Here is an 11,675-nt window from a genome sequence, read left to right on the forward strand (position 1 = left end):
TCAGTCTATTCCGACGCCCTGCCAGTGCCAGTCGGTGATCACCGGCATGTCCTCGCCGTGGGTACGCACGTAGCGGGTGTGTTCGGCGAGGATGTTCTCGAGTTCCTCGCGGGCGTGCCCGGCGATCGGCCGGATCCGCTCGACGCGGTCGAGGACGTCGAGCGCGAGGTGGTAGCGGTCGATGCGGTTGAGCACGCACATGTCGAACGGTGTGGTGGTCGTGCCCTCCTCGATGTAGCCGTGGACGTGGAAGTTCTCGTGGTTGGTGCGGCGGTAGACGAGACGGTGGATCAGCCACGGATAGCCGTGGTAGGCGAAGACCACCGGCTTGTCGGTGGTGAACAGCGCGTCGAAGTGCGCGCCCGGCAGCCCGTGCGGGTGCGCCCGGTCGTCCTGCAGCCGCATGAGGTCGACGACGTTGACCACCCGGATCCGCAGGTCGGGGAAGCGGCGGTGCAGGATGTCGACGGCTGCGAGGGTTTCCATCGTGGGGATGTCGCCGGCGCAGGCGAGCACCACATCCGGTTCGACGTCGCGGTCGGTCGAGGCCCACTGCCAGATCCCGATGCCCTTGCGGCAGTGGGTCATCGCGTCGTCGATGTCGAGGAACTGTACGGCCGGTTGTTTCCCGGCGACGATCACGTTGATGTACTGGCGGGTGCGCAAGCAATGATCGGCCACCGAAAGCAGGGTGTTGGCGTCCGGCGGCAGGTAGACGCGCACGACCTCGGGTTTCTTGTTGACGACGTGGTCGATGAATCCGGGATCCTGGTGCGAGAAGCCGTTGTGGTCCTGCCGCCACACGTGGGAGGTGAGCAGGTAGTTCAGCGACGGGATGGGGCGGCGCCAGCGGATCCGGTTCGTGGTGAGCAGCCATTTGGCGTGCTGGTTCACCATCGAGTCGACCAGGTGCGCGAAAGCCTCGTAGCTGGAGAACAATCCGTGCCGGCCGGTGAGCAGATACCCCTCGAGCCAGCCCTGACAGGTGTGTTCGGACAGGATCTCCATGACGCGGCCGTCGGGGGCGACCCGGTCGTCACCCGGCTCGATGCGCGCGTTCCAGGTGCGGTCGGTGGCGTCGAGGACCGCGTCGAGGCGGTTGGAGTTGTTCTCGTCGGGCGCGAACATCCGGAAGTTCGTGGCGTTGCGCCGCATGACGTCGCGCAGGAAGGTGCCGAGGATGCGGGTGGCCTCGCCGGTGGCGGTGGCCGGTTCGGGAACGTCGACGGCGTAGTCGCGGAAGTCGGGCAGGATCAGATCCCGCAGCACCGCTCCCCCGTTGGCGTGCGGGTTGGCGCTCATCCGCCGGGTGCCACGGGGCGCGAGGTCGCGCAGGGCCGCGACGGGAACGCCGTCGTCGTCGAACAACTCCTTCGGCCGGTAGCTGCGCAGCCACTCCTCGAGGAGGCGGCGGTGCTCGTCGTTCCTGCGCGGATCACCGATCGGCACCTGGTGGGCGCGCCACGTGCCCTCGACCGGGGCGTCGTCGACCTCCACCGGGCCGGTCCAGCCCTTCGGGGACCGGAGCACGATCATCGGCCACGCCGGGCGGGTCGCGTTTCCTGAGCTGCGGGCGGTCTGCTGGATCTCGGAGATGCGGTCGAGCGCCGCGTCGAGGGCGGCGGCGAAGCGCCGATGCATGTCTGCGGGATGGTCGCCGGCGACGACGATCGGTTCGTGCCCGTAGCCGCGCAGCAGCGAGATCAGTTCGTCCTCGCCGATGCGCGCGAGCACCGTCGGGTTGGCGATCTTGAAGCCGTTGAGGTGCAGGATCGGCAGTACCGCGCCGTCGCGGCGCGGGTCGACGAATTTCGTCGAATGCCAGCTCGCGGCCAGCGGTCCGGTCTCGGCTTCGCCGTCGCCGACGACCGCGGCGACGATCAGATCGGGATTGTCGAAGGCGGCGCCGTAGGCGTGCGAGAGGGAGTAGCCGAGTTCACCGCCCTCGTGGATCGATCCGGGGGTCTCGGGGGCGACGTGGCTGGGAATGCCGCCGGGGAACGAGAACTGGCGGAACAGGCGCCGCATGCCGTCCTCGTCGCGGGAGATATCCGGGTAGACCTCGCTGTAGGTGCCTTCGAGCCACGCTGCGGCCACCGGTCCGGGTCCGCCGTGACCGGGACCCATGACGTACATCATGTCCAGGTCGCGGGTGGTGATGGCGCGGTTGAGGTGCGCGTAGACGAAGTTCAATCCCGGTGTGGTGCCCCAGTGTCCGAGCAGCCGCGGTTTGATGTGTTCGGGCCGCAGCGGTTCGCGCAGCAGCGGATTGTCCATGAGGTAGATCTGGCCGACGGACAGATAGTTCGCGGCCCGCCACCACGCGTCGAGGGTGTCGAAGTCGGTGTCGGTGGTGGGGAGCTGCATCGTTCTCCTCGTCGTCGCTGATATCCGGCGCCGGCCAGGGCTTTCCCGCGAATGCGCATGCGGGGCCCGGCCTGCCGCGTACCCTCGCTCGGAACGGTACCCAATCGGGGAGGTACCCACTCCCGGTACCGACCGGAACGATCCGACACCGGAAGTCGAATGCGAATGCCCTGGGCCAGGACCGCACAGGAACGCACAGTCGATTACGAAGCACCGCAGCGGCGGGTGATCCATCCCGTTCGCAGGCCGCGCGGTGGGGGTGATCGGGCGCTCGTGGCGTTCGCACACCTGGTCGCGGCGGTGGCCGGTGGCCGCGGCTACTGGTTCGACGAGATGTACATGCTGGCCGTGGGCCGCAATCACCTCGACTGGGGGTCGGCCGACCAGCCGCCGGTCGCGCCGCTGATCGCATGGGTCGCCGAGGTGGTCGTGCCCGGGTCGGTCCTCGTGCTGCGGATACCGGCGATCGTGGCGACGGTGGCTGCGGTCGTGGTCCTCGCGCTGATCGCCCGCGAGCTGGGTGGTGATCGGCGTGGCGCTCGCCGCGCTCGTGCCGTCCGTCTCGGTGCCGATGTCCAACAGCGACGTCGGGGAACGGATCGCCGCGAGCACCGCGGGCGCGTACGAGGATCTGTCGGCGCACAGCCCAACCGCGCGTACGGCTATTTCCCTCTTCCCGACGAGTCGAGCACCGATGTGCTGTTCACCGGTGCCGACCCGTTCGACCTCGAACCGTATTTCACCGAGATCCGTGAGGTGCGCGGACCTGTGAGCGACGACATCGACGCCCGGGTGTGGCTGCTGACGGGAAGGACCACCGGGTGGCACGAGATCCGGCAGCAGATCCGCACACTCGACGTGGCGTGAGCTACGGCTGGGTGGCCTTCGTCTCGTTCTTCCGTTGCACCATCTCGCCGATCCAGGCCGGCGCGTACGGTGACGTGCAACCCGGTGACGTCGGATAGTCCTTCAGCACCTCGAGGCGTTCGCCGATGTCGAGCGCGCGGGCCCGGTGGTCGGGGTGTTCGATGCCGACCTGCGCCAGGCACGTGTTCATCGCCCACTGCAATCGTTCGGGGGCGTCGCGCATCTGAGCGTCGATGATGTCGAGCAGGCCGGACAGGTCGAGGCCGTCGGCGTTCTTGACGACACGCTCGGCGGTGAGTGCCCAGCCTGCGCTCGCGACGATCGGATCTGGATCGGTCATCCATCGCCCGCAGCTCCTCCGCGTGCGGGTTCTTCTTCACGACGTAGTTCACGAACCAGTCGTGCACCTTCGGGGTGCCGGTCTCACGGACCATCGTGTCGAGTTCGTCGGCGGTGAACGCCTTCGGGCGGCAGATCAGCAGCGCGAGCAGCCGGGCGGCGGTGTCGCCGGTGGCCCAGAGTTGCTGCGCGAGCTCGTGCTGCGTCTTCACCCGCTTGGCGACGGCGCGCAGGGCGCTGAGGTTCACGCCGTGGTCGTCGCCGTGTTTCTCGTTCACCGCGCGGATCTTCGGGTCGTCGAGTGCAGCGAGTTCGGTGAGCAACTCGTCGATGGTCGGAGCGTCCGTTTTCGTCTGTGCCACCGCGATCTCCTGTCCGTATGTCGGTCGCGCCTCAGCCTACGAGCGTCGGGCGACGGCCTGGGCTGGTTCCATCGTCGATTCGGGTGGGTTCGGCGTCGCTGAGTGGGATCGGATCCACCCGGATCCGTTCACAGGCCGAGTTGGGTGACCGCGTTGCCGACGAGACCGGCGTGGTGGCGGCTGTACAGCGCGACCATCCGTTCGTCCGCGTGCCCGGTCTGCGTCATGATCGTCTGTGTGGTCGCGCCGCCGCGCACCGCCTGGGTGACGAACCCGGCCCGCAGGCTGTGCCCGCCCAGGGTGGCGACGAGGTCGTCGCTGAATCCGGCGCGGCGGGCGCGGCGCTGGATCATCGAGTGCACGGACTGCCCCGACAGCGCGGTCGTCCCCACCGCGCCGCTGTGGTGCACCGGCCGGAACAGGGGCCGGTCGCCGTCCTGCGGGCGCCCGGCCGCCAGACCACGGCAGCAGTGCTCGGCCGGGTCGGCGATGGTGGTACCGAGCAGGTCGACGACGGCCTCGCGTCCGGACTCGTCCCAGGCGTCGAGCACCTCCCGCCAGCGTCGATAGGCGCACACCGGACAGGTGTGCGGAGCGGACCCGTACGGCAGGGTGACCGTGCGGCCGCGCGCACTGCGGTCGGTCTTGGACCGGCGGACCGTCACGTAGAGTCCGTCGGCTCTGTGCGGGACGACGTCGGAGACGACGAGACCGGTGAGCTCGGAGCGGCGCAGCGCCCCGGCCAGTCCCATGAGCAGCAGCGCCGCGTCGCGACGTTCGGCGACGCGTTCGGCCCACCCGCCGTCGGCCGCCTCGGCACGCATCGCGGTGAGGATAGTGCGGATGTCGTCGGTGAGCAGCGGGGTCCGGCGCGCCGGCGGGGTGGCCCGATCGCGTCGGATGCCGCGCAGCAGGTCCCGGACCGATTCGTGCCCACCGGGTTTCGGTAGGCCCGCCAGGGCGTGCATCTTGTTGATGGTCGACACCCACCGCGACAGCGTCGACGGCGCGTACGCCCAGCGTCCATCGGGGCGCACTTCGGCGGCCTTCTCGGTGAGAAACCAGCTCAGTTGCTCGGCGGTGGCCGGCATCGGACTGTGCCCGGTGCGTTCGCACCAGCGGGTGAAGATCGTCCAGTCGCCGATCTGGGCGGCGCGGGTGTTCTCCGAAGTCGCCTTCTCCCGCAGCCGCCGCATCGCGGTGGCGACCGTGTCCGGGACCGCGGGCCCCTCGGGACGGGGCAGATCCGGGCTGGTCACGGCGTGTTGATCCTCTGGACACGCAGGTCGCGGGCGAGATGATCGCGCTGTTCGATGACCAGGCGCCGCAGCGCGGCCGGGGCATCGGTGTGGGCCTCGAGCCAGGTGTCGACGGGTTCGAGGCTGTCGGCCGCGGGAAACAATCCGACGACGATGCGGCGGGCGATCTCGATGCTGCGGCTCGTCCACGTCTCACAGAGCACCGCGAAGTAATCGGTGTCGTAGGCGGAGATCAGGTCGCGGCGCTCCCCGGCGCGGAACCCGGCGATGGTCGCGTCGAGGTGGTCGTTGGTGAGGGTGTGGTCGGCGAGGATCGTCGCCCACGCGTGCGCCTTGACCTCGGCGCGCGGGCGAGAGGCGAGCGCGCGCAGGTGCGCGGTGCGTCCCGAGGCGGTGTCGTCGTTGCGCAGTTCCTCGTCGAGGTCGGCCTCGTCGGCGTCGCCGGTCGTGGTCAGCGCTGCCCACCAGCTCCATCGCAGGTCGGGGTCGAGGCGCAGGCCCTCCGGCGGTGCGAGGTTGCCGCACAGGATCGCTCGCAGGTCGGCGGCGTGCCGGTCGTCCACGCTCGCCGCGACACCGAGCGCGCGGGCGAAGGCCAGCTGGGCGTCGCTGCCGGGTGCGACACCGTGCATTCCGTCCCAGACCGCGTCGAGCCAGCGACGCCGCGCATCGGTGCGCGCCGAGTCCGGCACATAGTGTTCGACGGCCTGGGCCGCGTTGGCAAGCACCGCGGTGAGCAGCGCGATGTCCGCCTCGTACGGGGCGAACCCGGCGGCCATCGACAGATAGCGGTCGACGGCGAGTTCCCCGTCGCGGGTCGCGTTCCACAGCGCCGACCACAGCAGGCCGCGCGCGAGCGGTTCGCGGACGCGGTCCAGGGAGGACTCGACCGTGTCGAGCGACCGCGTGTCGAGGCGAACCTTGGCGTAGGTGAGGTCGTCGTCGTTGAGCAGCACCAGCGCCGCCTCGGGCAGGTCGACGGGGGTGCGTTCGTCGGCGAGGTCGACCTCGACGCGGTGGGTGCGGACGAGGTCGCCGGAGTCGTCGGAGTCGTAGCAGCCGACGGCGAGGCGATGCGGGCGCGGATCGCCCTGCACGATCTCGTACCCGGTCCCGGACTCCTCGAGATGCAGGGTGGATACGCCGGTGGTCTGCAGCCACGCCTGCGCCCACGACGTCAGGTCGCGGCCGGAGGTGCTCGACAGTTCGACGAGCAGATCGTCGAGGGTGGTGTTGCCGAAGGCGTGCTTGCGGAAGTACCGGCGGGCACCTTCGAAGAAGGCGTCGCGGCCGACATAGGCCACGAGCTGCTTGAGCACGCTCGCGCCCTTGGCGTAGGTGATGCCGTCGAAGTTCAGCTTCGCGGCCTCGAGGTCGACGATGTCGGCGACGATCGGATGCGTCGTGGGCAGCTGGTCCTGCAGATACGCCCAGGCCTTGCGGCGGTTAGCGAAGGCCACCCACGCGTCGGTGAACTTGGTGGCCTCAGCGCTGGTGAAGGCGCCCATGAAATCGGCGAACGACTCCTTCAGCCACAGGTCGTCCCACCACTTCATGGTCACCAGATCGCCGAACCACATGTGGGCCATCTCGTGGAGGATCGTGTTCGCGCGACCCTGATGCTGGGCGGCGGTGGCGGCACCGCGGAAAACGTACGCCTCGGTGAAGGTGACGCAGCCGGGGTTCTCCATCGCACCGAGGTTGTATTCGGGCACGAACACCTGGTCGTACTTGCCGAACGGATACGGATAGTCGAAGTGCTCGGCGTAGAAGTCCATGCCCTGCCGGGTGACCTCGACGATCTCGTCGGCGTCGAGATGCTCGGCGAGCGACGCGCGGCACAGCACCCCCAGTGGCACCGTCAGCTCGTCGCGGCTCCACGACGCGTCGACCCGGTGGTACGGGCCGGCGACGATCGCGGTGATGTAGGTGGAGATCGGCTGGGTCGGCGCGAACGTCACGGTCTGGGTGTCGTCGCGCTGCACCGTGCGCTCGGCGGCCTCGTTCGAGAGCACCTGCCAGCGGCGCGGAGCGGTGACCACGAAGGTGAACGGCGCCTTGAGATCCGGCTGTTCGAAGCACGCGAACACGCGACGGGCGTCGGCCGGTTCGTACTGGGTGTAGAGATAGGTTTCGCCGTCGACGGGGTCGACGAAGCGGTGCAGCCCCTCCCCCGACCGGCTGTACCGGCCGGTCGCGACGACGGTGACGACGTTGATCTCCTTCAGACCACCGATGGTGATCCGCGCGCCGTCGTAGACGACGGGCACGAGCTCGCCGTTGATCGTCACCGACTCGACGGAGTCGCCGATGAAATCGAGCCAGGCCTCGTCGGTGGAGGCGGTGAATTCGAGCGTCGTGACCGTGGGGAATCCGGTGCGTCGGGCGTCGACGGCACCCCGCAGGTCGAGTTCGACGCGGTAGGAGTGCACGTCGAGTGCGCGGGCGCGCGCGGCGGTTTCGGCACGGGTCAGATTCGCGGAGCTCACGAGTCCCGATCCTGCCATCACACGCCCGGACCCGACGGGATTAGCGGGTGTCAGGCACCGATCGCTTCGGCTGCCGGCGTGGCGGGGCGCCCGATGAGGCGTTCGAGATCTCCGCTGTCGGTGTCGAGCGCGCCGACGGCGATGCCCGCGTCGGAGTCGGCGAGCACGGCGGCGAACTGTGCGGGCACACCGGCGTTCTCGAGGATCGTCGCGTACTCCTCCTTCGGCAGATCCTTGTAGGTCACGGGTACGCCGACGATGTCGGAGAGGACCTCCGCCAGTTCGGTGTAGGTCAGTCGCTGACCGCCGAGTTCGTAGACGGCACCGGCGTGTCCCTCGGTCGTGAGGACCGCGGCGGACGCTTCGGCGAAGTCCTTGCGGGCGGCCCCGGCGACGCGGCCTGTGCCGGCCGAACCGAACAGCGCCCCGGTGGCAGCGGCAGCGGCGACCGAGCTGTCGTAGTTCTCCCAGTACCAGCCGTTGCGCAGCAGGGCGTGGTCGATGCCGGAGGCGGCGAGCAGTTCCTCGGTGGCCTTGTGTTCGCCGGCGAGGATCAGCGGGCTCGTCGCCGCGTTCAGGATGGAGGTGTAGGCGATGAACGCGACGCCGGTGGCCTGGGCGGCGTCGATGATGTTGGTGTGCTGGGGCAGTCGCTGCCCCACTTCGCTGCCGGAGACGAGAAGCAGCTTGTCGACACCGGCCAGCGCGTCGCGCAGGGACGCCGCATCGGCGTAGTCCGCAACACGGACCTGCACCCCGTCGGCCGCCAGGTCTGCGGCCTTCGCGGCGTCGCGCACGACGGCGACGATGTCGCCGGCGGCGATACCGCGGGTGCGGAGAGCGGTGATGGTCAGGCGGCCGAGGTGGCCGGCAGCTCCGGTGACAGCGATGGTCATGGGACTCCTCGAAGTGGTCGAGCGGGATCGGGAACGCCACCATTCCATCACTTACTTTTCGTAAGTGCAACCACTGGAGTCAGTACCCATCGTTCGCATAGCCGCCGTATACTCGGCATTCATGAGCACCGATCGCCTCCCCGAAGCCGACGTCTTCGCGCGCGAGTGCCCGTCGCGTCCGGTGCTGCAGAACATCACCGGGCGTTGGGGTGTGCTGGTGCTGGCGGCCCTCGTCGACGACACGCGCCGGTTCTCGGAACTGCGTCGCCGGGTCGACGGGGTGAGCGAACGCATGCTGTCGCAGACCCTGCAGACCCTCGAACGCGACGGCCTGATCCACCGCGCCGTCCTGGGGACGATCCCTCCGCATGTCGAGTACTCGCTCACCGACCTCGGACGCCGCATCACCGCGCCCCTGCTGACGCTCATCGACGTCGTGGAGGAGTCGATGCCCGAGATCGTCGCCGCGCAGGACGAGTATGACCGCACCCACTGATCCGGCGGCGCGAACCACACCCACCGGCATGGATGCGGCTGACAGAATGAAGCGGCCGGTCGCTCCGGCCGATGTCGCTCGCCGGAAGGACATCCACAATGGCGCACATCAATCTCGGTAAGCAGCACCCGGCCGCCTACAAGAACGTTCTGGCGTTGAACAAGGAGGTCGAGGAGGCCGTCTCGCAGGCCGGTCTCGATGCGAAGCTCGCCGAACTGGTGAAGATCCGCACGTCGCAGCTCAACGGATGCGCGTTCTGCCTGCGTATGCATACGCGCGACGCCCTGGAGAAGGGCGAGACCACCGATCGTCTAGCGGTCGTCGCGGCCTGGTGGGAGTCGCAGTACTTCACCGACCAGGAGCGCGCCGCGCTCGCGCTGGCGGAAGAAGTCACACACCCCATGGAACCCGGTCGTCACGAGTGGGACAACGGTGCGCTCAGCGACGAGCAGGTTTCCGCGGTCACGTGGCTTGCGATCGTCATGAACGCGTGGAACCGCATCGCCGTTCGGAGCCACTACCCTGTCGCCCCGTGACCCGCACCGGCCGACCGGCCTCCCTCGTCAGAAGTTGGTGAGGTTCGGGAAGAACAGCACCTGCCCGACGGTGATCCTGTCCGGATCGGCGATGTGATTGGCAGCCGCAATCATCGCGAACATCTCCGCGTTCCCGTAGTGGGTCCTCCGCCAGAACCCGCAGGGTATCGCCAGGGACGACGGTGTGCCGGTAGTTGAGCCCCGGACGAATCAGCACGCGGCCGACCTCGACGTGGCCGGGGTCGGTGATGTGGTTCGGGAACGAGATCACCGGATACAGCTGCGCCTCGCCGTACCAGCGGCGTGCAAGCTCCCAGAGGGTCTCTCCCGCGACCACGGTGTGGCGCCCCACGTCCCCGAGTTCGGGAATCAGCAGTGAGCGGCCGACCTGGATGACATTCGGGTCGGCGATGTGGTTGGCCGCCGCGAGCACCGGGAACAGGGTCCCGTCGCCGTAGAAGTGTTGCGCCAATCCCGACAGTGTCTCGTCCGGTGCAACGGTGTGCCGTTCGGTGATGTACGGGATGAGCAGTTCCTGTCCGACGGTGATCTCGTCCGGATCGGTGATGCCGTTCGGAACGGCGATGACGGGGAACAGCGTCGCGTCACCGTAGAACCTCTGCGCCAACTTCGAGAGCGTGTCGCCTGCGACGACTTCGTATTTCGTAACCATCACCGTACCTCGGTGGTGTCGAGCGTCCGCGATCCGAATCGAATCGACGAAGATCATGGTGGTCACTAACGGCAGCAGGCACACGCGTAGCGCGCTACCCGAATCTCGTATGAAAGTTCCGTCGACTACGTCGGTGGCAGCAGTTCGAAGACCGGATGGTGACCGGCCTCTGCGACGAACCGTTCCACCGGATCGTTCCTGCGTGCCTCGAAATACCGCCGGGTGGCGGACGCCAGCTCGATGTACCGCTGCAGGACGGGCCCGGCCTCCTCCGCTGATAGCTCACGGATCGAGTAGCGGCGCGTGTCGCGGCGCCTGCTGAGCTCGACCTCGCGGGCAGCACGCGCGTTGTGCACCCACCCCACCGATCCGTACGGGGCCACGAGCCAGCGTTTTCCGTGCAGATCGACGATCAGCACGGGGTTGCGGCGGATCTTCCCGGTGCGCCTGCCGCGTGTGGTCAGTAGATAGGAGTGCGGCACCAATCCCGCACGAGTAAGCGTGCTCATCGCGACGTTCTCGATGTGTCGCCACCGGCTCGGTCGGTAGGTGCGCTCGGGACGGAAGGAGCTGTCGGTCATGGTCTGCCCTCATGCCCGTCGCGTACGGCACTCGGAACGTGTTCGACAAAGTTGGGGCACCGACGTCCGACGTACCCCGGGCTCCCTGAGCCGGGGCAGTGTGGCCGACATGTCCACATGTGTCCGGTCGGTCGGGCGACCCGTCAGTGCCGGCTGGTGGATTCGTCGGTGACGAGGCGGTACAGCACGTACACCGCGAACCACGCGATGAGCACCGACGCGATCACGAGCGCGATCTCGTAGAAGAGGACCATGTGCTCGATGCTACGACCCGCCGTGGCTACCTGCGTGTTATCACCGGAATTGTCCGCCGCGCCAGGTCGGCAGGTCGCGCGTTCCGAGAGCCACTTCGAGGGCCGCCTGTCCGGACAGTCGTGTCGAGTCCAGTACCGGCAACGGCGAGTCGTCCGGGGAGACCAGAAGTGGGATCTCGGTGCACACCAGCGCGACCGCGTCGCACCCGGAGTCCGCGAGTCTGCCGATGAGATCCACGAAGGACGTCCGGGTCTCGTCCCGGAAGATGCCGTGCACCAGTTCGTCGAAGATCGCCGCGTGTACCAGGTCCTGATCGTCGTCGGTCGGGATGATGGCCTCGATTCCGCGTGCCGCCAGTTCGCGGGGATACAGAGTGCCCTGCATGGTGAACCGCGTTCCCAGGATGCCGACGCGTCGGTGCCCGGCACGCTGCGCTGCGTCGGCCACGATGTCGATCAGGTGCAGCCCGGGAATCGTGAGTGGATCACCGGGTGCTTCGAGCGCGAGATGAGCGGTGTTGTCCGGGCACACGAAGAAGTCGCAGCCGGCCCGGCC

10 protein-coding genes and 1 pseudogene are annotated in these 11,675 nt (G+C 68.4%); 3 read left to right on the forward strand and 8 right to left on the reverse strand.

Going from position 1 to position 11,675, the window contains the following annotated elements; translation table 11 throughout:
• Positions 1 to 2,367, reverse strand: a complete 2,367-nt coding sequence (locus NVV99_RS00690; protein WP_024101025.1) for a phosphoketolase — start codon at positions 2,365 to 2,367, stop codon at positions 1 to 3.
• A 273-nt stretch (positions 2,368 to 2,640) separates the two neighbouring features.
• Here NVV99_RS00690 and NVV99_RS00695 point away from each other — a divergent pair, with 273 nt between their 5' ends.
• Positions 2,641 to 3,234 carry a hypothetical protein gene (locus NVV99_RS00695; protein WP_197539119.1) on the forward strand — a complete coding sequence of 198 codons (594 nt, stop codon included), beginning with the start codon at positions 2,641 to 2,643 and terminating at the stop codon, positions 3,232 to 3,234.
• 1 nt (position 3,235) lies between these two features.
• Here the strand turns inward: NVV99_RS00695 and NVV99_RS00700 are convergent.
• The 4 genes and pseudogenes from NVV99_RS00700 to NVV99_RS00715 all read right to left on the reverse strand — a co-directional run bounded on the left by NVV99_RS00700 (position 3,236) and on the right by NVV99_RS00715 (position 8,579).
• Positions 3,236 to 3,935: pseudogene (locus NVV99_RS00700) on the reverse strand (DNA alkylation repair protein).
• 128 nt (positions 3,936 to 4,063) lie between these two features.
• A complete protein-coding gene (locus NVV99_RS00705) occupies positions 4,064 to 5,194 on the reverse strand; it encodes a tyrosine-type recombinase/integrase (RefSeq protein WP_260782739.1) in 1,131 nt (376 codons plus the stop codon).
• The gene (gene pepN / locus NVV99_RS00710) at positions 5,191 to 7,683 is read right to left on the reverse strand and encodes an aminopeptidase N (protein ID WP_231413891.1); all 2,493 of its coding nucleotides are present in this window, start codon (positions 7,681 to 7,683) and stop codon (positions 5,191 to 5,193) included. Before pepN ends, NVV99_RS00705 begins: the two co-directional genes overlap by 4 nt.
• 50 nt (positions 7,684 to 7,733) lie before the next feature.
• Entirely contained in the window at positions 7,734 to 8,579 is an 846-nt protein-coding gene (locus tag NVV99_RS00715; RefSeq protein ID WP_024101020.1) for an SDR family oxidoreductase, read from the reverse strand.
• A 121-nt stretch (positions 8,580 to 8,700) separates the two neighbouring features.
• Here NVV99_RS00715 and NVV99_RS00720 point away from each other — a divergent pair, with 121 nt between their 5' ends.
• Positions 8,701 to 9,075: a helix-turn-helix domain-containing protein gene (locus tag NVV99_RS00720; protein ID WP_006552145.1), complete on the forward strand. Its 375-nt coding sequence runs from the start codon at positions 8,701 to 8,703 to the stop codon at positions 9,073 to 9,075.
• Positions 9,076 to 9,173: 98 nt separating this feature from the next.
• Positions 9,174 to 9,611, forward strand: a complete 438-nt coding sequence (locus tag NVV99_RS00725; RefSeq protein WP_024101019.1) for a carboxymuconolactone decarboxylase family protein — start codon at positions 9,174 to 9,176, stop codon at positions 9,609 to 9,611.
• Here NVV99_RS00725 and NVV99_RS00730 read toward each other — a convergent pair.
• The 3 genes from NVV99_RS00730 to NVV99_RS00740 all read right to left on the reverse strand — a co-directional run bounded on the left by NVV99_RS00730 (position 9,556) and on the right by NVV99_RS00740 (position 11,651).
• A complete protein-coding gene (locus NVV99_RS00730) occupies positions 9,556 to 10,284 on the reverse strand; it encodes a LysM peptidoglycan-binding domain-containing protein (RefSeq protein ID WP_260782740.1) in 729 nt (242 codons plus the stop codon). The two genes, NVV99_RS00725 and NVV99_RS00730, sit on opposite strands and share 56 nt — an antisense overlap.
• A gap of 125 nt (positions 10,285 to 10,409) precedes the next feature.
• Positions 10,410 to 10,865 carry a nitroreductase family deazaflavin-dependent oxidoreductase gene (locus NVV99_RS00735; protein ID WP_006552141.1) on the reverse strand — a complete coding sequence of 152 codons (456 nt, stop codon included), beginning with the start codon at positions 10,863 to 10,865 and terminating at the stop codon, positions 10,410 to 10,412.
• 294 nt (positions 10,866 to 11,159) lie between these two features.
• Positions 11,160 to 11,651, reverse strand: a complete 492-nt coding sequence (locus NVV99_RS00740) for an aspartate/glutamate racemase family protein (protein WP_242411726.1) — start codon at positions 11,649 to 11,651, stop codon at positions 11,160 to 11,162.
• Positions 11,652 to 11,675: the final 24 nt, after the last annotated feature.

Origin of the sequence: Rhodococcus sp. PAE-6 (genome assembly GCF_025290685.1) — a bacterium.
GTDB classification, from domain to species: domain Bacteria; phylum Actinomycetota; class Actinomycetes; order Mycobacteriales; family Mycobacteriaceae; genus Rhodococcus; species Rhodococcus pyridinivorans.